Here is a 22,686-nt window from a genome sequence, read left to right as displayed (position 1 = left end):
TTTGCTGTATAGCGTATCCTGAGGGTGCGAAGACAGCCGCAACCACAAGGAGCTGCCCGTGGATCGCAGAAGATTTGTCGGCTCGGCCGCGCTTGTCGCTCTGGGACCCCTCGCGAACTCACTGCTGTCGGGGTGTTCGACGAAGGATGCAGCCTCAGTCGAGCCCACGTACAAGTCATTGTCGGCACGCCAGGCGAAAACACTGTTTGGGGTATCCCGGGCCTTGTTTCCCCACGCCGATGCACCCGATACGCCCTACCTCGATGTGATCGCAACCCTGGATGGAATGGCGTCGGGCAACGACGACACGAGGAAGCTACTCGTCGCGGCGGTCGACGATCTCGATGCACGGTCCGCGGCTGGATGGTTGGACGAATCCGCTGCGACGAAAGTCGCCATTCTTGAGAATCTTCAGGACAAACCGTGGTTCGATCCGCTGCTGCAAACATCGCTCAACACGATCTACAGGCATCCGGACATCTGGGCGATGATCGGTTATGAGGGTTCATCGCTGGAGTTCGGCGGTTACCTGAAGCGGGGGTTTGACGATATCGATTGGCTTCCGAACGCTGCAGTCGAGGCAGTCTGATGAGGCAATTCGATACGCGGGATGCATCGGTCATCGTGGTCATCGGCTCCGGGGCAAGTGGTGGAGTCATCAGCAACGAGCTTGCACAGCGAGGCATGCCCGTGGTTTGCCTGGAAGCCGGACGTCGACTCGAACCTGGCGAAATTGTCACTGATGAAGCGAAGATGTTCGAGCGCATTACCTGGCAGGACCGGCGACTGGGCGAGGGGGATGCGGTGCCACCGTTTCCCGTCTGGCACTGCAAGACCGTCGGCGGAACGACGATGCACTGGACAGGCACCAGTCTTCGCCTGCAGCCGCACGAACTGAAGGCGCGCTCCACCTACGGTGACGTCGATGGCACGACAATCGAAGACTGGCCGTTGCGTTACGACGAACTGACGCCCTGGTATGCGCTTGCCGAGAATCGAATGGGCGTCACGGGTACGGGCGATATCGGATTCCTGCCCGGAAACAACAACTACAGGGTTCTCGAAGCGGGCGCGCGCAAAATCGGCTACAGGCAAATTTCGACAAACCATGTCGCGATCAACCCGGCTCCGCGCGACGGCCGCCCAGGCTGTCAGCAGCTGGGCTTCTGCACCAGCGGTTGCGCGATTGGCGCCAAGTGGTCGACCTATGCGTCGGAAATTCCCAAGGCCGAGGCGACGGACAGTTTCGAACTTCGTGAGCAGTGCATGGTCACCCGCATCGTTCACGACGACAAGGGCCGCGCAACCGGCGTCGAGTACCTGGATCGCGAAGGCACGAGCATTTTTCAGGCGGCCAAGGCAGTCTGTGTCGCCGGCAATGCGGTTGAGACGACGCGACTATTGTTGAACTCGACGAGCAGCCGGTTCCCGAACGGTATTGCGAACTCGAGCGACCAGGTAGGCCGGAACTACATGCATCATGTGGTTGCGGCGGCTGTCGGCGTCATGCCGGGCAAGGTGCATTTGCACCGCGGCACGCACCAGGCCGGGCTGGTTGCAGATGAGGCACACAGCGACCCGAAACGGGGCTTTCTCGGCGGTGTGTTGTTCGAGACAGTACCGTTTACCCCCGAGATATTCGCGCGACTCCTCATGCCGGGAGTGTGGGGCGAGCGAATCACTTCGGTCCTCGAACGGTATGACAGTCTCGCCGCCATGCTGATTCACGGTGAAGATTTTCCGGCGGCGACCAACCGCATTACGCTGCACGCTACGTTGAAGGATGGCTACGGACTACCGGTGCCCGTCGTCCGCTACGACAATCACCCCAATTCGGTTGCCCTGCGGTCGTTCGCACTTCAAAAGGCACGTGCCATCTATCAGTCCCTGGGTGCCATCGACGTCTTTGACATGATCGGTGTGTTTCCGGCTACCCACAATATGGGCACGGCGCGCATGGGCAGGAATCCGAGAACAAGCGTGTGCAACCATTGGGGACAAACGCACGATATCGAAAATCTCTACGTCTGCGACGGCAGCCTGTTCCCGACGGCTGGTTGCGAAAACCCTACTCTCACGATAGTCGCGTTGGCATTGCGGCAGGCCGAACACCTCGCCAGGCAGTTCGGCTGAATCGGATCCTTCCGTATCCCGGAAACACCCGTCAGCGCCTTGGAAGACCGTTCACCGCAAGCTGGCTAGTTTCGGGCACCTGCGTGACCCCTGGAATCATTTGATTCGATCGAATGGCGCACTTTGACCAATAACGCCTGCAATTGCTGCAGATCCTTCTGGCTCAGAGCGGCGAGCAGCTTGTCGACCCATTCAGCATGGCGACTCGCCATGCGCCGAAATTCCTTCGTACCCTTCGACGTCAGAACGATCTGTTGAATACGACGATCGTGATCCGGTCGGCTGCGTTCGACCAAACCCATTCGCACCAGGCGGTCGATCACGCCCGTGATGTTGCCGTTCGAGAGTTTGAGTTCGCGCGACAGCTCCGACATGGTCGGCGGGTGATCCGCGCGATCGAGTTCCGACAGTACGTCGAATTGGGGCAAGGTCACAGTGAAGTTGTCACGGAACAGCGATCGCAGCTTCTGCTCCATGACACTTTCACAGGACAGCAGGCGCAGCCAGGTTCGCAATGCGTCCTTGCGGCGCGATCGGGTCGAATCGGCGGGCATCGGTATGCAAGCCTCCATGGGCAAGCAGGCAAACAGCCCCCAGAATAACACCCTGTTGCGTTGGCAGCACTCCAAAATAACTCAGCCTTAATACTTTGTATATAAAATATTTGCGCATGAAACACGATGTACCTACCATGTGGACGTGTCGGCAGCCTTCGGCCGCCGCTCGGAGAATCGATGCCGGGACAACGAGAGAGCCAGAAAGTGCGCTTTGCCCATGTCGACCGGGCTGGAATCGTTTTCTATCCGCGTTACATCGAGATGCTCGCCGGAGCATTTCCAGGGTTTGCCGAGGAGGCAGTCGGCCGGTCAGTCGAGTTGGTATTTCGGGCGCCGGCGCGTCTCGGCGAGCGGCTTGAATTTCGCATTAGGGACGGCACAGACGACGCCGCTCCAGGAATTGACGCCTTCCACGACGAGCGGTTGATATTCGAATGCCGGCTATGCGGGCTGACCCGCCCGCCCGGGCGGCTCAGCGAAACAGGGGTGTTTCGGCAGGAACGCGAAATCGCCGGCTGGATGGTCGGTCCGGATCGGCGCTTGCACCTGTCCCGCTACTATGAGTTTCTGAGCGACATGGTCGAGGACTGGTTTGCCGATCGGGTCGGCGTCCCGTTCGCCACGATGTTCGCAACAGGAGGGGTATCGACTCCGACGGTGCGGTTGGCGAGCGAGATCCGCCAGTTGCCGGCCGTCGGTGAAAGAGTCACCATGATTCTCGACACCGCGCGCATTGGCACGAGTTCGATCACGCTCGATGTTCGTTTGTACCGCGGGGATCGCGAACTGCTGCGCACCGAACAGGTTCTGGTCACGGCACTTCGCGATCCGATGCGCGCAGTGCCGATTCCCGAGGATATCGCGGCCGGCATTCGCATGTCGGCGCAAGGGTCGGGGGACGATCTTCAGGAACGCGGAGCGCGCAGTTGAGCTATCGAGCGGCATCCTGCTGCATGAGACCGCAGGCAGAGGAAATTCGCCGGCAAGCCTCTTTCAACTTCGATGCGGGTATTCCAGTCAGATTGTCGTCGAAACTGTTTATTCGCCCCATCATCGTCAGTGCGCCCACCACCGTCCTGGAAAAGTCGAATATGGGTACGGAAAGTGCGGTGTAGTCCGACAGCAGTCCCTTGCGGCAGCGACTGATGCCGTCGGTGCGAATCCTGGCCATGGCTTTCTCGAAAGTCACCATGGTCTGCGGATCTTCGATCGTGTCGGAATCGAAATCGCCAGGTTTCACCTGCTCGATTTCCGCGACGGCGATCGGGCGAACAATGCTCCACGGCAGGTGTGCGGCAAGATTTCTGCCCACCGCCGAGCGCAGTATGGGCAGGACGGAACCTACGCGAATGTCGAGAACCGCCTGGCTGAGCGGGCCGTCGACCCGGTAGATGATGGTCGGTCCATGATTGCCCCAGACGCCGAGGAAAACGGTCACGCCGATGTCCTCGGCAAGCCGGCTCATCTCGGGGCGGGTTGCGGAGAAAAGGTCGAACTGCTCCAGGAAACTGAGCCCGAGTTTCAATGCAAAAGGGCCGAGCGAATACAGGCCGCTCTGGCGGTCCTGTGCAACGATATCGAGCGCACAGAAACTCACAAGATAGGAATGCACCTTGCTCGGCGACAGGCCGCTCTTGCTGGCAATGCTCTTCAGTGGCAGCGGACGTGTCGATTCCATCAGGACGGAAAGAATTGAAAATCCGATTTCGATCGACTGGATGCCCTTGCGGGTGGATTTGCTCGCTCGGGTACTGCGCACACGTAGCTCCGGGGACGGCGGCGCCGTTTCCGGCGGTAGTATAGCTTTCATGTCCATGCGGTCACGCGCAGCAAGCTGCGGTCAAGGCGCTCCGCGTTGAGGGCAATGCGCGTCGAAATACGTCTCATTGCGCCCAACAGCAACCTGCACATTAATAAGAAGGCACCAGCCGTTCGCTGCCTCGATGTCCCGTCGAATCGCCCGACAATCGTGTCGGGATGGTCGACACGTCGTTTTGGGGCAACCCAGGGTGCCGGTTTAGGAATATGCATGTCGTTTATCTATATCAAATATACTTGAATTGGGCGTCTGTTCGCCCCGCAATTTCGCTTGCTTTTTTGTTGATGTAGACTAATGTAGCGAATGCATTCAGCTAAAATGAATGTCGGCAACTAGGGGGAGAGGTTCCGACGGCAGCCGGATCGCCGCGGCCTCCGCAAGTATTAGGGATGCTGAGGAGAATGCCATGCTAACCAGTAGATGGATCAGGCCGTGCCAAGGCGCGGTCATCGCCTTCCTTTCCGGCTGCGTAGTCGCCGGCCCTGCCTTTGCGCAGGAACTCGAGGAGATCACCGTCACCGCCCGCAAGCGTGCAGAAGGCCTGCAGGACGTGTCGGTCTCAATCCAGGTCGTCTCTGGCGAGCAGTTGCTCGAGAAGGGCACTGTCGACATGAACGACCTGTCACAAACCCTGCCGGCTGTCACGGTGGTCAAGGGCGGCGCATCGGATCAACTCTATATTCGAGGAATCGGCTCCGGGTTCAATGGCGGTTTTGAGCAGGCAGTCGGTACCTACATCGACGGTGTCTACCTGGGACGCTCACGCGGATCGCGCGCCATGATGTTCGATCTCGACCGAGTTGAATTGCTGAAAGGCCCGCAGACGACGTTCTTTGGCAATAGTTCGATCGCCGGTGCCTTCAACATCACGACAGCGACGCCGACCGTCGGCGAAAAATTCAATGGCCACATAAGCGCCATGGGCGATTTCAATCATGGCGAGAAGAATCTCGAAGCTGCGTTGAATATCCCGCTGGGTGATCGATTCGCTGTCCGTCTGGCTGCCCGCAAGTACGACATGGACGGGTATATCGACAACACCTGGTTTGGCGGCCAGGAAGGCGGTCACGATGACAAATTCGGCCGCATTACCGCCGTGTGGGAGCCGACCGAGTCGTTCAAAGCCGTACTGAAGCACTCTTTCGGCGACATGGAGCAGACGGCGCCATTTGCGAAGGAAGTCATCCAGTGCAATGCCCCGCCGCCAGCCAATCCGAATGGTCGGCCGGGATCATCCTGCGCGGTTCATGCGGGTCTGTTCGACAACCAGCTCAACTATGCGGTGCAACACAGCAGGTTCGAGATGAGCTGGGCGGATTTCTCCAATACGTCACTGCAGCTGGACTGGGACGCCGGCGGCGCGACGGTCACCTCGGTAACGGGCTGGATCAAAAACGAAAACCGGGACCTCATGGACCTCGATTCCGGTCCATACACCAACTTCAATACCAACCAGTACGACGAGATCGACCAGTTCAGCCAGGAGTTGCGCCTCACTTCGAACACCGAAGGAAAACTCGACTGGATGTTCGGCTTCTACTTCCAGGATGGTGACGTCACCCTCGACGGCAACAACAACCCGTATTTCGTCGCCGCGCCGCCGTGGCAGGCGGCCATCACCGCAACGCAGGCCGCCGGCCGCGAGGCCGGCACGATGTCACTGCGCAAGCAGAATGAGAAGACCAAGTCTGCATTTACGGCAATGACCCTGCATGTCAACGACGCCAATCGTCTGCTATTCGGCCTGCGCTGGATCGAGATCGAGAAGTCGATGTCCCAGCTCGCAAGCTGGGCGACCTTTTCGGACGTCACTCTGACGCGCGAATCACGGCAGCTGATCCCGCCGCCATTCGGAGGTTTCATCACCGCCGGCTCGTCGAATTCGTCGGCGAGCTGGGATGACCTGCTTCCGAGCGTCATCTACGAACACGATTTCAGCACCGATAACATGGCCTATCTGAGCTTCTCGCAGGGTTTCAAGGGCGGAGGTTTCGATTTCTCGAATCGCGACGGCAACGTCAATCCGATCTTCGACGAGGAAACCGTCAATGCCTACGAGCTTGGTTTCAAGACGCGGGCCTTCAACAATCGACTCATTCTCAATGGCGCCGTATTCTTCTCGGATTACAAAGGCGTCCAGCAAAGTGTGCTGAATCCCGCGAACTTCACGTTCTCGGTCTCGAACGCCGCCGGGTCCTCCACTCGCGGCGTCGAGCTGGACACGACATTTTCCGCAACCGACAATCTGACATTGTTCGCCAACCTGACCTTCATGGATGCCCAGTTCGATGAATTCCTCGGCGCCTGCAACCAGGTGCAGATCGACGCGGGGCAGTGCGCCACCGGATTCCAGGACCTGGCCGGAAAGGAGACGACGTTCGCGCCCAACTTCTCCGGCTCCATCAGGGCGGAGTGGGCTTTCGATGCGGGGTCCTTGCTCGTCAGGTTCAGTCCTTCGGCATTCATAACAGACTCCTACTACCTGCAAAGCGACCTCGACCCGTTCAACCGTCAGGATGGCTATATCCGCTGGGACGCGAGACTCGCCGTCGGCGACCACGATGGCAGATGGGAAGTCGCTTTGATCGGCAAGAATCTCTCGGACGAAAAGGTCATGTTCTTCGCCAACGATCTGCCCGGGTCCCCGGGCAGCTACATGATCGGTCTGGAGCGCTCGCGGAGTGTCGGGCTACAGGCAAGGTTCAATTTCTAGGCGGCCTCGCTGCCCGAGTCGCTGACGCGGCCCGGGCAGCGCCCGTTCGTCGCTTGCCGCGCCGTGGCGCTCATTTATTTTACATATAAAATAATCTAATATAAAATAATCGCGCATACAGATCCTGTCCGCTCAGGGGTTACTTTGTTCCGCCAATGAAGATGCCTGCCCTTGCGTTCCGTACAACGAGATCGGCGAAAATGCAATACGCCGGTTCGCTGACATATCTGCCGATCCTTCTCGCGACGGCCGGTGCCTGCATCGCCGGGACACCGCAGGAAGTGGCACCACGTATCCATCCCGAACTCGCACGCCACACCGATCTATTTGCGAAAAAGATCTACAAGGTTGCCGACAATGTGTACTGCGCTGTCGGCTGGAACGTCGCCAACATCGTAATGATCGTCGGTGACGATGGCATCATTCTCGTCGATGCGCAGCTGAGTCCCGTCACGAGCCATGCGGTCCTGGAAGAGTTCCGCAAGATCACCGACAAGCCGCTCAAGGCCATCATCTACAGCCATTTCCATCATGATCACATCGACGGCGTGAAAGGCCTCGTGTCTGCCGGCGAAGTCGAAAGCGGCAAGGTCGCGATCTACGCACATTCGAGCATGATGGCCAATCTCGTGGACGAAAGTGCAACCCTGGGTCCGATCCTGGGTGTGCGCGCTGGATACTCCTTCGGTTTCTTCCTTGGCGACAAGGACAAGGAGGGCATGAACGCCGGCACCGGTCCGCTGCCGACCGGCGGTGGTGGTTCGTTCATTGCGCCGACGCATACGGTTGACGACTACCTGAAAACGACGATTGCCGGGGTCGAGCTCGAGATCATCCATGTCCCCAGCGAAGCGCCGGACGAGCTGGCCATATTCCTGCCGTCGAGCGGGGTGTTGATCGATACGGAGGTCATACAGGGCCCGGCCTTCCCCAATATGCACACACTCAGGGGTACGAAGTATCGCGATCCGGTTGCCTGGGTCGCCAGTATCGACAAGCTCCGCCGGCTGAAACCGCAATACCTTGTACCGACACACGGCCAGCCGGTTTATGGTCCCGAACGCGCCGAGGAAGTCCTGCGCATGACGCGCGATGGCATCCAGTACGTCCATGATCAGACGGTGCGCCAGATGAACAAGGGGCTGACGCCGGACGAGCTGGTTGAAGTGGTGAGGCTGCCGCCGCACCTGGCCGAATACACGCCCTATCTTCGCGAATACTACGGGACCGTCAAACAGGCCGTTCGCCAGATCTACAACGGCTACCTGGGCTGGTTCCAGGGCGACCCTGTTGACCTGGACCCAGTTCCGCCGACGAGCCGCGCGCAACGTCTGGTCGAGCTGATGGGTGGCCGGGACCCGGTACTGAAGGCAGCGCGAAAGGCTTACGAGGATGGCGAATATCAATGGACTGCGGAACTCGCGACGTACCTGATACGCATCGACCATGGTGATTCCGATGCACGCCATCTGAAAGCGAACGCATTTCGCCAGCTCGGCTATTCCAGCATCAACATCAACTGGCGTAACTGGTATCTCACCTCGGCAATGGAGCTGGATGGTGCGCTGGGCGACGGCGTCAACGCCGCTCGAATGGCCAGCATTTTCACTCCCGCCGACATCGTCACGGAAACCCCTGCGGCCATCAGTATCGCTGGCTGGACCAGCCGCCTGCGTGCCGAGGATGCGCTCGATACCCGGATGTCACTCGGTTTCGTTTTCACGGATCTTGAAGAGAGCTACACGCTGACGATCCGCCGCGGCGTATGCCAGTTCGATGTCGGGCTCACCGATCCGGACATCGTCATTACGCTGACCAAAGCCGCTTACAACCGATTCCTGCTGGGCACGACAGGCCTGCTGGACGCAGTCAGGGGCGGCGACGCGGGCCTGCATGGCGAACCGGCGGACCTGCAGAAATTCCTGAACCATTTCGAACCGGCCGGCAACAGCCGAATATCGCTCACCGTGCACTGAGCCGCAGACTGTCTTCGGCAGGCTGGCACGCGGCCGGGACCGGCCTATCCAGGAGGGGTGCAATCGATGCGCATATCCGTACTCGGCGGAGGACATGGCTGTTACGCTGCGGCAGCTGATCTAAGCGATCAGGGCCACGAGGTCACCCTGTGGCGCCGAGATGCCGCGGCGTTGATCGAGGTTATCACGCATGGCTCGATCACCCTCAAAGACGCGCGTGGACGACGCGACGTTCCGATTTCAGCGGCTACTGACGACATCGGAACGGCCGTGCGCGGCGCAGAACTGCTCCTGGTGCCTTTGCCGGCTTTCGCACAGGTCGACATCGCCCGGGCCATTGCACCGCATGTCCGCGACGGTCAGGTCATTTTTCTTCCCCCGGGAACATTTGGTAGCTATGTCATGGCGAAGGCCTTGCACGATGCCGGTCAAGGGGCGAACGTCAGCTTCGCCGAAACCGGCACGCTTCCCTACCTTGCGCGCAAACATGGCCCGCGCGAAGTGGCGATTACCACCCGGGCATCGGATCTGCCCACAGGCGTTTTTCCATCGCGCAACCGCGACGCTGCTTTCGAGGTGCTGCGCAAGGCATATCCGTCCGTGCAGCCTGTCGAAGACGCACTGTCCGGCGCGCTGATGAATGCCGGGCCTATCATTCACCCTCCACTCATCGTCATGAACGCGGGTCCACTCGAGCACTTCCCGGAATGGGACATCCACAACGAGGGAACGCAACCGGCGATTCGCCGTGTCACCGATGCGCTCGACCGGGAGAGAATTGCAGTGCGGGAGGCGCTTGGCTACGCGCCGCCCCATTTCCCGCTCAGCGACCATTATGAGAAGGACGAGTGGATGTACAGCAATACGCGCAAGGCTCTTGTCGACAGCGGCGACTGGCGGGAGAAGATCGACCTTTGCACGCACCGCTACATGCGCGAGGACCTGGAACTGGGCCTGTCGTTCCTCGTTTCGCTGGCGCAATGGGCGGGCGTAGCCGTGCCCATCGCGCAAGGACTGCTCGCGATGGGATCGGCGATTTGTGGGGAGAATTTCCGCAGCAGCCCGCGCACCTGGGAATCACTCGGGCTCGCAGGCCTCGACCGGGCAGCAATCCGGGTACTACTCGCCGAGGGCATTTCATGAAAAACAAGTGGACGATTTGCTCCATAGGCGCCGGCCGGATGGGGCGGGGCATCGCCCATGCATTTGCCTATGCCGGGTTTCCGGTGCAACTCGTCGATCTCAAAGCGCGCGAGAAAGACGCCACGCGCGCGCTCGAGGAGCAGGCGTTCGGTGAAATTCGCTCCAACCTTGCGGTTCTGGCCGCACTCGGCATGTTCAGTGAGTCGCAAATCGAGCATGTTCTTGCGCGTATCTCCTTCGTGCCCGCGGAGCGAATCGCCGAAGAATTGCCAAAGGCCGATTTCGTGTTCGAAGGCGTGCCTGAGCGAATCGATGCCAAACGCGAGGCATTCTCGGCGACAGTCCCGCATCTGCGTGACGATGTCGTTATCGCATCAACGACTTCGACGATCCTGTCCACCGAGCTGGCCAAGCACGTTGATCACCCCGAGCGGTTCCTCAACGCGCACTGGCTGAATCCTGCATTCCTGATCCCGCTGGTGGAGCTTTCCCCGCACGCAGGCACCGACGAGCGAACCGTGAAGCGCCTTTACGATCTGTTGAGAGGCATTGGCAAGGTTCCGGTCCGCTGCGCAGCGGAACCCGGCTATATCATTCCGCGGTTCCAGACCCTGATCATGCTCGAGGCGGCGCGGATGATCGAGCAGGGTACTGCGACGGCGGAGGATATCGACAAAGCCACGCGTTTCGGTTTCGGCATCCGATACGCAGGGATGGGCGTGGTGGAGTTCATCGATTTCGGCGGAAACGACACGCTCTACAACGCAAGCAATTATCTGGCCGATTCACTGCAGGCCGACCGCTACCGGCCACCCGAAATAGTATCGACGCTGATGAAGGAAGGCCGCAATGGTCTTCGCGACGGGCGGGGGTTCTACGATTGGGCCGGGCGCGACATTGATCGCTACCGCCATGACGTGATGCAGCGCTTGGTGAACCTCCTCCGCCTTCAGGATTGCCTGCCAGTACCGGCCGACGACGAAGTTGATCAATGATTCATCGGGCGGATCGGATCGTCGAGCCCGTGCGGGAACCGAGCCAGGTCAGCGCGACGACGGAGATGAGCAGCGGCGTCGACAGCGCGAAGAAGTAGGTCGAGCGTTCCCACCCGGCTCCGATCACGATGCCCGCAACATACGGTCCAATCACGGCGCCCAGTCGCCCGATTCCGAGCGCCCAGCCCGTGCCGGTATTCCTGACACGGGCAGGGTAGAGTTCCGGCACGGTTGCGTACAGACTGATCATCGATGCGGCGAGGCAGAATCCGATCAGGAAGGTCGTCGCCAGCATTGCTGTCAGATCGACCTCGAGCTGGCCGAACGCCGTCATTGATACGACCGCGAGGAACATGAAAATCGCGCCGAGCAGGCTCACACGCACACGCGTGGACAACCAGCCGAGGGCAAGGCCGCCAAGCATTCCACCCACGCTGATCAGCATGCCGCCGGAAATGGCCGCATCGCGGGACAAGCCGGAGTCCACAAGAATCTTCGGCGTCCAGTTCACGACGAAATACCACGACGACATCACCATCAGGAAGCATATCCAGATGGCAAAGGTCCGGCTGCGAAAGCCGGTGTCGAATATCTCGATTACCGATGCTCGCGCCCTGCGTCCGGCCGTCGTGGGCGGCAATTCGGTGACGGTCGCCATGTTCATTCGCCGTAGCAGCTGGTTGATTCGATCCAGTGCATCGGCTCGCCTGCGGTTCATCAGGAAGTCGATGGACTCGGGCAGTCGCCAGAACACGGCGGGAATCATGGCGAGGGAAATCAGGCCGCCAGCAATGAAGATGGAGCGCCAGCCATACATGTCGAGGAGGAACGCCGACGACAGCGCGGCGATGATACCGCCAGCCGGATAGCCGGTCTGCAGGATGCTGATGGCGAATTGCCGTCGACGATCGTTACTGTACTCGGCCACCATCGTCGTGAGGCTCGACAACATCCCGCCGACGCCGAGACCGGTCGCAAACCGTGCGGCAACAAGGGCGCTGACGCCGCCGGCGACTGCAGACGCGAGCATTCCCGCACCTATCACGAACAGGCACGAGAGGATGAGCGGTCGGCGGCCATACCGGTCCGCGAGCGGTGACAGGAACAAGGCGCCGAGAACCATGCCGGCAAGCCCTGAGCTGAAGACCGCGCCAAGCATGGTGGGTTCAAGGGCCCAGTCGCGTGCGATCTCAGGTGCGGCAAAGGACACGGCGATGACATCGAAGCCATCGATTAGGTTGATGACGATACAGATCGCGATGGCTGCGTACTGCAGGGCCGACATCGCATTGGATCGAATCCGTTCGGTTATCGGATTCGACTCGCTGGGTGTTGCTTCAAACAATGTATTTTTTCCCCTGCCAGTGCATCACCGGGTTCGGTACTGCCGCGTTCCGGCATGGGACGCCGACTGCATCGTCAATAGCGCCCCGAAAGCAACGCCCCTGCGCCGGGAACCTTCGTCGGCAGGCCAAGCGCCCGCAGCATGCCGAAGGTCGTGCAGACCGCTGCGGAAACTACCGAAATCCCGCAGGCATCCTCGACCCTTTCGATGGCAGGCAGAGACGGCATCTGCACACAGGCCGACAGGACGAGTGTATCCACGTTACCGAGGTCGAGCCGTCGATAGTGCTGCAGCAAATTCTGCGGATTCTGCGCCGCGACCTCGAGATTGTCGGGGATTTCGAGTGCCAGCGAGTCACATACTTCGAATCCTTCCGAAGTGATATACGAGACGACCATTTCGGTCAGTGGCTTCATGTAGGGTGCGATCACTGCGACACGCCTGGCTCCGAGAGCCTGTAGTCCTTCTATCAGCGCCCCGGCGCTGGTGACGACCGGGGCCGGCTTGCCGTTTTCGACGGTACGTTGGTGCAGCCTTTGTTGCGACTTGCGGTGATACCCATGACCCATGCTCATGATCGCCACGAGACATGCATAGCCAAGAACGTCGACCGCGGCATCCGACAATTCGAGGGCGCACCGATCGGAGTCCTTGTCCATTGCGGCCAGCTCCGCAGCCGTCACGGTCTTCATGCGCATGCGGCTCGAGTGAAATGTAAATCGTTCCGGCAGCAATTGCTCTCGTGCGCGCAACATCGCCGGAATCTCCGTCTCCATGGTGACGTTGGAGCTCGGTACGATCTGGCCTATTCGAAAGCTGGATTTGGTCACGTCGTTGCGATCCTGCATCAGGCGGCTACGATTGGATTCCGCAGGGTTCCGATGGGCTCGACCGCGGATTCCAGCACATCGCCGGGCCACATGAATTCCGGGGGTGTTCTGCCTGCGCCCACACCATCGGGAGTGCCGGTGGCGATGATGTCACCGGGCTCCAGCGTCATGACCGAACTGATGTCCGCAATGAGTTCGTCGATTCGAAACAGCATGTGGCGCGTGTTCGAATCCTGTTTGACGACGCCGTTGACCTTGGTATACAGGCGCAGGTCGTGCGGATCGGGTATTTCGTCGCTTGTGACGATACATGGTCCCATAGGCGCAAAGCTGTCCTGACCTTTGGAGACGATCCATTGGCCACTGCGTCGGCAATCGCGAGCGCTGATGTCATTGATGACCGAGTAGCCGAACACGAAATCCATGGCTGCACTTCGATCGATCCGTGACGCCCTGCGACCGATGATGACCGCGAGCTCGGTCTCCCAGTCGAGTTGTTCGGTGACGGCGCGATTGTGGATGATGGGATCACACCAGGAAACGACGCTAGTCGGTGGTTTCGAGAAGATGACCGGTTTGTCGGGGCGTTGCGCTGCAGTGTCCAGCGAGCGCGCCGACTCCTCGACATGCTTTGCATAGTTCAACCCAATCCCGAATATGTTCTTGCGGGGTCTGGGAATTGGGGCCAGCAGGGTGACGTTACCCGCAAACGTACTGGCGCCGGCCAGTTCCCTTGGGCCGCTGTCCTGCAGCAACGCCTGCAAGAGCAGCGTTCCCTGCTGGCCCAGGTCGATGAATTCGAGCATGCCCGCCGGCAATTCACACTGTTGCTGCCGGGCGAGCCGTGACGCGTCGACGACCAGGTCACGATGCAATACACCGAGACGTGCCTCTCGTTCACCAAGACGATATGTTACCAAGCGCACATCCGACCCCTTTCTCTTCTATTCGACGAAATCATAGACGACGACCTTCTTGACGCGACCGACGGTTTGCTCACGCAGGAACTGCTGGTGCACGGGATGTTGCAGGTACGCGTTCATGGCGGCCGTGCTGCAGAAGGTGAAGTGAGACGCGACGTCGAAGCTCGAGTCGACGATCGCGCGATCACTTGGCAGCACGCGACCAACGGACAATGACACGAGTCCAGGGATTTCCCGCAGGACCTCGTGCGCAGCCACCAGTCGTGCGACGCCAGCGTCATTTCGAAACTCATCGTTCAACCATACGACAACGACATGATTGACGGTCTTCTGTTCAGTGCATTTCCGGGCGATCCCGGATGCGCAACCCATGGCGCCGAGCGTGGCGATCAGTACCGGAATGATTCGAATTGTTCTCACGTCAGGCCTCCACGTATTTCGTAACGAGCGAATGGCTCGAGGACATCGATTTGCTCCTCCTGCTGGGGCGGTCGCCAGGCATGGAACGCGAAATGCATGGAATCGCGCCGCACTTCGATCATTGTGAATCCGTTCTTCTCAACGGGTCCGACTGCTTCCGCTACGTGCATCGCCAACGGCGGTCGCGGCAGAGTCCCGCGGTGGGTTGACGGAAATGCCGGATCTCCGGTACCGATCGGGCCGACAACGATGCTGTGCAGGGGGTTGGCAAACTCGAGGTCGCCGCTGCGCGAAATGCTGCCGGCCGAGAACATGTGCAGATCGCCGGAAATGATCGCACCGGGGCGACGTGTCTGGCCATCGAGCGCCTTGAGCAGACGCTGATGCTGGCTCCACCATCCGGCCGGCCAGTATGGCTTCGGTTTGCTGACGCTGAGCGCACCGGCTTGATCGAGCATATCCGGATACCACTCGCCCCACTTGCCCGCGGTCCAGCCAATTGGCGTCGATGGGCAGTGCAGGAGCTGCGCGCTGGACCTGTCGAGCGTACGCTCGGTCAGCCAGCGCTCGACGCTTGCCGGCACCATGCCGGCTGCCGGGTCGTCGACGGCGGCGTAGCGTTTCGTGTCGTAGCAGAGGACTTCGAGCAGGTTGCCAATTCGAACGCTGCCGAACGCACGATTGCGTTGATGGCCTGCCGCATCACGGAAACTACCTGGCAGTGGCGGTGTTTCCGCTCCGGCGGGCAGGAATTCCGGGTAATAGAGTCTTTGCAGGGTCTGCGCTGCTTCGAGTCGCAGTGACGTCGGCGGCAAGGTCGCACCAGCGGCCGTCGCCTCGTCGTTTTCGAACAGATCGTGGTCGTCATTGACCCAGAACGAAGGGATCGACCGCAGGCTGACGCCATAGAGCGCGGCGATCTGGCGGTCACCAACCGTCGTCAGCAATGCTTCGTTCGCACTGCCGAGCAGCGGCAGGCCAGGCTGAAGCCTGCCGAGTCGATCCAGCAGGCTGCGCCATGCGTCGATTACGAGCGGCGGCTTGTTATGAAGCATCGACTCCTGGTCGTAGTAGATGTGATCGCCGTTTGCAATCAGCACATCCGGTTGCAGCGCGAGCGCGCGTGCCAACAAGCGGCGGCGAACCGCGAGAGGCAATACGATTCTCACGCCATCGGACTGGACGAGCGCCTCGTCGCCGCCCGCGCAGGTGTAGGTCAGTACGCGCAGTGATCGTGGCGATCGCGCTTGATCCGGCAGAGTCGACAACGGCCACCAGTCGCATATCGGCCGTCCGTCGCGCTCGATCAAACGCAGATCATATGTTGTGCCCGGCGCGAGTCCATCGCAGCACACTTCCCAGAATCGCCCTGCGGTATCGTTGCGCAATGCGACGATCCGGCGCCGGCCGATCTGCAGGCGGGGCGCATGTCGCCGACGCCTGGTGAATGAAAATTTCAGCAGGAATTGCTGTTGCGTGGCAGTCGGAATCAGGTGCGCCAGGTCGCCGCGATGCCATTGCGTCGGCGCAGGCGCCGCTGTCGCGCGCAGGCCGGATACCGCGGCGGAGGCTGCCGCAAACCGTAGAAACTGACGTCTGCCTGGCACAGCCCTATCTGCCCGGCAGGCCGTCCAGCCAATTCAGCATCCGCATGGCGATCTCGCGGCTGTTGTTTTCCATCATCATCAGGTGGGAATTGCCACGAATTCCAAGCGCCGGCAGATCGAGCAACTGCGCCGGCATGCCGGCGGCCTGTGTCGCGGCAACCAGCTGCCGGCACTCCTCCCTGCGCGCTGGCATCTGTGGCCGCACTTCCATGTGATCACCGAAGATGGAAAGCGTCGGCAAGGCAGTGGTCCCGTTGACGGCGAGCAGACAGCCGAGCGGTTCGACGCTGATGACAGCCCGCAATAGTTTTGGATTTCGCGCTGCAATCGTGTACGCGGCTACGCCCGACGCAGAGTGCGCGACCAGGATCGCCGGCCCGATGCGCTGCAGCAGGGCGACCAGGCCGGCCACATTGCTCTCCAGCTGATAATCGATCTGGTGAGCGCCTGCAATTCTGTCGGTCTCGATTGCAGTGAACGCAGCGACGATCCGGGGATAGTCTTCCAGCCGCCAACGGCTGTCGTCGAATTGCTCGCCGTATCGCGGTCCGAGTCCCCAGCGCGGCCAAACGGACTTCGCGCCCCAGCTGAATAATTGCGGCGTGTCGCCATTGGCGTCCTTGCGCATGTAGAAGCCGGAATCAATTCCCGATCGCGCGGTATGCGAGGGTTCGACGACATAGACTGGATGTCCGTCGCGAACAAAATCCATCGCCCAACCCTCGCGTCCGTCCGGTGTCTGGAGGTACGTGTCCGCGACGATTCCGAAGCCGGGAAGCAGCACGATGGGCCAACTCGGTTTCGCGACAGCGGGGTGCAGCGATAACACCGCGATCTGATGCGCGCGAATCTCGTCGGGCGTATCACCCAGTATTCCCGTGGCCGGTCTCGCCACGGTTTCGCCGCCAACAAACTCGAAACCGACCCGATCGATGTTTGCAACATTGCCGGTCGTTGCGCAGGCGCCGAGGAGGCACGAGCCGAGCAGACACGCGACGGTGACGCCCGCGTCGCGGCGATTTCGCGACGGTCGCGCTTCGATCGCGGTATCAGAAGTGGAATCGATGTCGCCTGCATAGCCCATTGGAGCCCTGGTGCTGCCTTCGACTGGAGGATTCAACAGTGCTGGACGCATTCAGCATTATCAACTAACATCGACCTGTGTCAAGCTGACACGTTTTCCCGACCGGTCAAGCAGGAATACATCATGACGATCGAGGTACGCAGTCGCGTCGACAACGGTGTCGAAACGTTTGAGGCGACCATCAACGGCGAGCGTATTCACTGGGATCGCGGTTTGACCTATAGCCGCCATATCCAGACTGATCAGCTCCTCGGCGCGCAAATCCCGGTTTCACCGGAGCCCGATGAAATGCTGTTCATCATCATGCACCAGTCGATGGAATTGTGGCTGAAGCTGGTGCTGCATGAAGGAAAGATCGCACACGAGCAGATTCGCGCGGATCGGCTGCCGCAGGCGTTCAAGACGCTCGATCGGATCGCCACCGTCATGCGCCACATGATCCACTCCTGGGAGGTGCTCGCAACACTGACGCCCCATGACTTCCTGACCTTCCGTGGCTATCTTCGCAAGGCATCGGGCTTCCAGTCATGGCAGTACCGCATCCTGGAGTTCATGCTCGGTAACAAGAACGCCGATCTGATCATCGTGCATCGCGACAGCCCGGAGCACACCGCGGCTTTGAATGCCGCGTTGCAAAATCCGTCGATCTATGACGTTAGCCTGCAGCTGCTGGCCCGGCGCGGATTCGCCGTGCCGAAAGAATTGCTGGAACGCGATTGGACGCAACCGTATCAACCGCATGCAGCCGTCGAGAAGATCTGGATGGACATCTATCGCGACGTCGAGCCCAACTGGGACCTTTATCAGCTCGGCGAGCGCCTGGCGGCGCTCGAGTACTACCTGCAGGAATGGCGCTTCAAGCACATGAAGACCGTATCACGCGTGATTGGCGACAAGCGCGGGACAGGAGGGTCATCCGGCGTGAGCTACCTCGTCAAGGCGTTGGACCAGAAGATGTTTCCGGAGCTCTGGTCGATGCGAACGGACATGCAGGCGCCGGTCATGGGTACGCCGTCCGGCTGTCCTGTATAGGCCCGAAGTGGCGCGCCTCATCGACATAACGCAGCGTGTGGATCGTCGCTTGCCGGTCTGGCCGGGCGAGCAGGCCTACGAATGTCGCCGCACCGCAGACATCTCGCCCGCTTGCCCGGTGAACCTGTCGGTCGTGAGTTTCTCGAGCCACGTCGGAACTCATGCCGACGCGCCTTTGCATTATGCCGCTGATGCGCCCGACAGCGCTGCCTGCGAGCTCACTCCTTATATCGGACCCTGCCAGGTCGTCGACGTACGCAATGCCCGTGGCCAGGTCAACGTCGGTGACTTCGATGTCGCCGCGCTCGGCAAGGATCTGCGCCGTGTGTTGTTTCGCACCTACGACCGGTTTCCCGGCGATCGTTGGGACCAATCCTTCACCGCAATCGCCGCAGCCACGGTCTCGATGCTGGCGCAGCGCGGGGTCATCCTGATCGGCACGGATGCCGCGTCGCTCGATCCACAGAATTCGAAATCCATGGATGCACACCGTGTGGTTCTGGCGAACGACATGCGAATACTCGAAGGGCTCGTGCTCGATGACGTTCCGGCCGGAAATTACGAACTCATCGCCCTGCCATTGCCTCTGGCGGGCGCGGATGCCAGCCCAGTGAGGGCCATACTGCGACCGATCTGAAACGACCTGTCATGGCAGATTCCGAATCCATAGAAAATCTCGATCGCTGCGACCCGCTGGCGCCATTGCGCGGCGAGTTCGCGCTGCGCGACGGACTCATCTACCTGGACGGCAATTCGTTGGGGCCGCCGCCACGGACCGCGGCGCAGCGCATTGCCAGGATGGTCGATGTGGAGTGGAAGGACGGGCTGATTACTTCGTGGCTGGCGGCTGACTGGTCTTCGTCGCCGCGGCGCGTCGGCGACAAGATCGCGCCGTTGATCGGGGCCGCGCCCGGCGAGGTGATCGCTGCCGATTCGACGTCCATCAACCTGTTCAAATGCATGGCCGCGGCGCTCTCGTTGCGTCCCGGGCGCCGGGCAATCCTGTCGGAAGCCGGCAATTTCCCGACCGATCTTTACATGATGCAGGGCCTGGAGAACTTCACGGACGGCCGGATCGCCGCAAGAATCGTTGCCGCCGACCAGGTGCTGGAGAGTCTTGATGACGACGTGGCCGCGGTCGTGCTGACCCAGGTGCATTACAAGAGCGCCTCGATCCGCGATCTAGCTGCCGTGACCCGCCGCGTACACGACGCCGGTGCGTTGATGATCTGGGATCTGAGCCATAGCGCTGGATCGATTCCGGTGGATTTGAATGCCGCCGGTGCGGACTTCGCGACCGGCTGTGGCTACAAGTTCCTGAACGGGGGGCCCGGCGCACCGGCGTTCATGTTCGTTGCGGCGAGGCACCAGGGACAGTCGCAGGCCGTACTGAGTGGTTGGTTCGGTCACCGCGATCCATTCGCGTTCACGGATGACTATCAACCGGCCGCAGATATCCAGCGCTTTCTTTGCGGAACACCCACGGTGCTCGGCTTGATCGCACTCGAATGCGGGGTCGAAGTATTCCACCAAACCGACATGCAGGCGCTGCGCCGCAAAGCGCAACGGCTCGGTCGCTTGTTCATCGACCTGATGAGCGAACGATGTAGTGGATACGGATTCGACTTGGCCAGCCCCGACGATGATGAGTTGCGCGGCGGTCACGTGTCGTTTCGGCATCCGCATGGCTACGAGATCATGCAGGCGCTGAAGGCGAACGACGTAATCGGCGACTTTCGCGCGCCGGACATTCTGCGCTTCGGAGTCACACCGCTGTATCTACGCTACATGGATATATCCAATGCAGTTGACATCATTCATGACACGATGGCGAAGAGTCTCTGGGATCGCGATGCCTACAGGATCCGCACCGGATTCACCTGAGACGAAACCGTTGAGGAGTGCAGCCTGATGCTCAGTTTCCCAAAGGTCCGTGTAGCAGCCATACAGGCGGCACCGGTCTATCTGCAGGTCGATGCCACCGTCGACAAGGTTTGCGAACTGATACGTGAAGCCGCTACCAACGGCGCTCAGCTGATAGCATTTCCCGAGGTCTTCATTCCTGGCTATCCCTATTGGAACTGGCTGCTCAATCCAATCCAGGGGAGCCCATGGTTCGACCGGCTTTATCGAAACAGCATCGAAGTACCCGGCCCGGAGACCGAGCGCATCGCAGAGACTGCGCGCGAATGCGGGTGTTTCGTCGTGATTGGCTGCAACGAGCGCATTGCGCGCAGCATCGGCACGCTCTACAACACCAATCTAATTTTTGGAGCAGACGGAAAATTGCTCGGGCGACACCGCAAGCTGGTGCCAACCTGGGCCGAGAAGCTGACCTGGACGGGCGGCGACGGATCCAGCCTGCGAATCTACGATACGCCGGTCGGCAAGCTCGGCACTCTGGCCTGCGGGGAGAACACCAATACACTGGCGCGATTCGCGCTCCTGTCTCAAGGAGAGCAGATTCACGTCGCCAACTATATTTCGCTGCCGGTCGCGCCGGAGAGTTACAACATGCTCGAGGCGATCAAGATCCGCGCCGCGGCGCATTCCTTCGAGGGCAAGATCTTCACAATCGTCTCCTGTTCGACCATTTCGCAGGAAATAATCGACATGATGTGCGACGCGAATTCCGAGGCACGCAGCCTGCTTGGCAGGCGCAACAGTGCCTTCAGCGGCATCATTGGCCCGGATGGTTGCCTGATTGGTGATTCACTCGCCGACGATGAAGGAATCTGTTACGCGGACATCGCGCTCGATGCATGCATACAGCCGAAGCAGATGCACGATATCGTCGGCAGCTACAACCGATTCGATATTTTCAACCTCACCGTCAATCGCGCGCGACTTGATCCGGTGTCCTTCGTTCAGGGTTCGCAACAGGACGAGCCTGCCTTGCCCCTGAATGCCACGGATTCAAGCACCTGACGCGACAACTGCGCGGAGCGATCCCACAATGATCCAGGCAGACAAACGACCCGACAATCCCGGCGCGGATCCACGCGATGACGTACTCGGAAGATCGCGGGTAAAGGATACGGCCGAGCTCAAGCATTATTACCAGGAGCTGGCGAAGTATTCGACCGTCGCTTTCTGGACGCGCGCAAACGATATCGAACCCTGGGAGCCGGTCACGCGCTACCGGCCGACCATCTGGCGCTATGCAGACATGCGCAAGCTGGTGCTCAAGTCAGCAGACCTGGTTCGCCCCGAAGAGGCGGGCCGCAGGGTCGTTGTACTGGTCAATGACTCGGATGCGGGCCGGCAACATACGGCCGCCGTAGGGTGGTTGTTCAGTGGGTTGCAGGTCATGCGGCCTGGGGAGATTACACCCGCACATCGTCACACGGCATCCGCACATCGATTCATCATGGAAGGCGGTGGGGCCTATACCGTCGTTGACGGTCATGAAATCACGCTCGGCGCGCGCGACTACGTGCTGACGCCGAACGGCTGCTGGCATGACCACGGCGTTCGAGCCGATGGCAAAACCTCGATATGGCAGGATGGGCTCGACATACCGTTGATGAACAGTCTCGAGACCAATTTCTACGCTGTCTATCCCAAGCCGGCCCAGACGCCTGCGCACGTTTGCAACGACTCACCGCTTACATTCGGCGCGCCCGGCGTGCTGCCAATTGCAGCGGCGGCCTGGGACAGACCCTACTCGCCGCTGATGGTTTATCGCTGGGAGCACACATGCGCTGCGCTGCACAACACCGCAAAGGCACAACCGGCTGATCCCTATGATGGCCACATCGTGCGATTCACCAATCCGGCCACAGGTGGCTGGGCCATGTCGACCATGGGCGCGCATATGCAGATGCTGGCGCCGGGCATGCACACAAAGAGCCATCGCCACACCGGCAACGTCGTGTACAACGTAGCCGAAGGCGAGGGTTATTCGATCATCGGTGGCGAGCGCATCGAATGGCAGCAGCACGACATATTCTGTGTCCCCTCCTGGGTGTATCACGAGCATGTGAATACCGCCAAGGACTCGCCGGCCTATCTATTCTCATTCAACGACTTTCCTGTCATGGAGGCGCTCGGCGTGTTCATGGTGCAAGGCGCCGGAGAAAAAGGCGCCTACCAGGCAGGCTGACGAC

General features: G+C 60.3%; 20 protein-coding genes. 12 read left to right on the top strand and 8 right to left on the bottom strand.

All coding sequences use genetic code 11. The features are described from left to right. The first annotated feature begins 58 nt into the window (after nucleotides 1–58). The gene (locus tag R3E77_14925; protein ID MEZ5500704.1) at nucleotides 59–589 is read left to right on the top strand and encodes a hypothetical protein; all 531 of its coding nucleotides are present in this window, start codon (nucleotides 59–61) and stop codon (nucleotides 587–589) included. Beyond that, complete coding sequence (locus R3E77_14920) at nucleotides 589–2,133, top strand: GMC family oxidoreductase (GenBank protein ID MEZ5500703.1); 1,545 nt, start codon at nucleotides 589–591, stop codon at nucleotides 2,131–2,133. Before R3E77_14925 ends, R3E77_14920 begins: the two co-directional genes overlap by 1 nt. A gap of 65 nt (nucleotides 2,134–2,198) precedes the next feature. On the opposite strand, the gene R3E77_14915 is transcribed toward R3E77_14920, so the two are convergent. Then, nucleotides 2,199–2,687, bottom strand: a complete 489-nt coding sequence (locus R3E77_14915; protein MEZ5500702.1) for a MarR family transcriptional regulator — start codon at nucleotides 2,685–2,687, stop codon at nucleotides 2,199–2,201. A 180-nt stretch (nucleotides 2,688–2,867) separates the two neighbouring features. Between R3E77_14915 and R3E77_14910 the strand changes: the two genes are divergently transcribed. Continuing rightward, nucleotides 2,868–3,620: a hypothetical protein gene (locus R3E77_14910; protein ID MEZ5500701.1), complete on the top strand. Its 753-nt coding sequence runs from the start codon at nucleotides 2,868–2,870 to the stop codon at nucleotides 3,618–3,620. A gap of 1 nt (nucleotide 3,621) precedes the next feature. On the opposite strand, the gene R3E77_14905 is transcribed toward R3E77_14910, so the two are convergent. Further along, on the bottom strand, nucleotides 3,622–4,500 hold the full coding sequence (locus R3E77_14905) for an IclR family transcriptional regulator (protein MEZ5500700.1): 879 nt from the start codon (nucleotides 4,498–4,500) through the stop codon (nucleotides 3,622–3,624). 415 nt (nucleotides 4,501–4,915) lie between these two features. Here R3E77_14905 and R3E77_14900 point away from each other — a divergent pair, with 415 nt between their 5' ends. From R3E77_14900 to R3E77_14885, 4 genes are all read left to right on the top strand, one after another. Further along, the gene (locus tag R3E77_14900) at nucleotides 4,916–7,222 is read left to right on the top strand and encodes a TonB-dependent receptor (protein ID MEZ5500699.1); all 2,307 of its coding nucleotides are present in this window, start codon (nucleotides 4,916–4,918) and stop codon (nucleotides 7,220–7,222) included. Nucleotides 7,223–7,422: 200 nt separating this feature from the next. Beyond that, on the top strand, nucleotides 7,423–9,198 hold the full coding sequence (locus R3E77_14895; GenBank protein ID MEZ5500698.1) for an alkyl sulfatase dimerization domain-containing protein: 1,776 nt from the start codon (nucleotides 7,423–7,425) through the stop codon (nucleotides 9,196–9,198). A gap of 66 nt (nucleotides 9,199–9,264) precedes the next feature. Then, a complete protein-coding gene (locus tag R3E77_14890) occupies nucleotides 9,265–10,341 on the top strand; it encodes an NAD/NADP octopine/nopaline dehydrogenase family protein (GenBank protein MEZ5500697.1) in 1,077 nt (358 codons plus the stop codon). Continuing rightward, nucleotides 10,338–11,336 carry a 3-hydroxybutyryl-CoA dehydrogenase gene (locus R3E77_14885; protein MEZ5500696.1) on the top strand — a complete coding sequence of 333 codons (999 nt, stop codon included), beginning with the start codon at nucleotides 10,338–10,340 and terminating at the stop codon, nucleotides 11,334–11,336. The genes R3E77_14890 and R3E77_14885 overlap by 4 nt, the downstream gene beginning before the upstream one ends. Before the next feature lies 1 nt (nucleotide 11,337). Here the strand turns inward: R3E77_14885 and R3E77_14880 are convergent, their stop codons facing one another. The 6 genes from R3E77_14880 to R3E77_14855 form a co-directional block, all read right to left on the bottom strand. Next, nucleotides 11,338–12,621 (bottom strand): MFS transporter, encoded by a 1,284-nt coding sequence (locus tag R3E77_14880; GenBank protein ID MEZ5500695.1) that lies wholly within the window; start codon nucleotides 12,619–12,621, stop codon nucleotides 11,338–11,340. A 134-nt stretch (nucleotides 12,622–12,755) separates the two neighbouring features. Then, nucleotides 12,756–13,511: a hypothetical protein gene (locus tag R3E77_14875; protein ID MEZ5500694.1), complete on the bottom strand. Its 756-nt coding sequence runs from the start codon at nucleotides 13,509–13,511 to the stop codon at nucleotides 12,756–12,758. Nucleotides 13,512–13,528: 17 nt separating this feature from the next. Next, nucleotides 13,529–14,431, bottom strand: coding sequence for a fumarylacetoacetate hydrolase family protein (locus R3E77_14870; protein ID MEZ5500693.1), 903 nt, complete (start codon nucleotides 14,429–14,431; stop codon nucleotides 13,529–13,531). A 24-nt stretch (nucleotides 14,432–14,455) separates the two neighbouring features. Then, nucleotides 14,456–14,854 (bottom strand): Dabb family protein, encoded by a 399-nt coding sequence (locus R3E77_14865; protein MEZ5500692.1) that lies wholly within the window; start codon nucleotides 14,852–14,854, stop codon nucleotides 14,456–14,458. Then, nucleotides 14,851–16,461 (bottom strand): hypothetical protein, encoded by a 1,611-nt coding sequence (locus tag R3E77_14860; protein ID MEZ5500691.1) that lies wholly within the window; start codon nucleotides 16,459–16,461, stop codon nucleotides 14,851–14,853. The genes R3E77_14865 and R3E77_14860 overlap by 4 nt, the downstream gene beginning before the upstream one ends. Before the next feature lie 4 nt (nucleotides 16,462–16,465). Next, nucleotides 16,466–17,596: a hypothetical protein gene (locus R3E77_14855; protein ID MEZ5500690.1), complete on the bottom strand. Its 1,131-nt coding sequence runs from the start codon at nucleotides 17,594–17,596 to the stop codon at nucleotides 16,466–16,468. Nucleotides 17,597–17,668: 72 nt separating this feature from the next. On the opposite strand from R3E77_14855, the gene R3E77_14850 reads away from it, so the two are divergent. Genes R3E77_14850 through R3E77_14830 form a run of 5 tightly spaced genes read left to right on the top strand, consistent with a single transcriptional unit; the run spans nucleotide 17,669 to nucleotide 22,682 of the window. Then, nucleotides 17,669–18,577, top strand: a complete 909-nt coding sequence (locus tag R3E77_14850; protein MEZ5500689.1) for a tryptophan 2,3-dioxygenase family protein — start codon at nucleotides 17,669–17,671, stop codon at nucleotides 18,575–18,577. Between the two features lie 7 nt (nucleotides 18,578–18,584). Further along, nucleotides 18,585–19,214, top strand: coding sequence for an arylformamidase (kynB, locus tag R3E77_14845; protein MEZ5500688.1), 630 nt, complete (start codon nucleotides 18,585–18,587; stop codon nucleotides 19,212–19,214). Between the two features lie 11 nt (nucleotides 19,215–19,225). Next, a complete protein-coding gene (gene kynU / locus R3E77_14840; protein ID MEZ5500687.1) occupies nucleotides 19,226–20,461 on the top strand; it encodes a kynureninase in 1,236 nt (411 codons plus the stop codon). Nucleotides 20,462–20,488: 27 nt separating this feature from the next. Beyond that, nucleotides 20,489–21,505, top strand: a complete 1,017-nt coding sequence (locus R3E77_14835; protein ID MEZ5500686.1) for a carbon-nitrogen hydrolase family protein — start codon at nucleotides 20,489–20,491, stop codon at nucleotides 21,503–21,505. Between the two features lie 28 nt (nucleotides 21,506–21,533). Beyond that, nucleotides 21,534–22,682 carry a cupin domain-containing protein gene (locus tag R3E77_14830; GenBank protein ID MEZ5500685.1) on the top strand — a complete coding sequence of 383 codons (1,149 nt, stop codon included), beginning with the start codon at nucleotides 21,534–21,536 and terminating at the stop codon, nucleotides 22,680–22,682. Nucleotides 22,683–22,686: the final 4 nt, after the last annotated feature.

The sequence above is a fragment of the Steroidobacteraceae bacterium genome (genome assembly GCA_041395505.1).
GTDB lineage: Bacteria > Pseudomonadota > Gammaproteobacteria > Steroidobacterales > Steroidobacteraceae > JAWLAG01.
The sequence above is the reverse complement of the archived record's forward strand: the minus strand, read 5'-3'. Positions and strand labels throughout refer to the sequence as shown.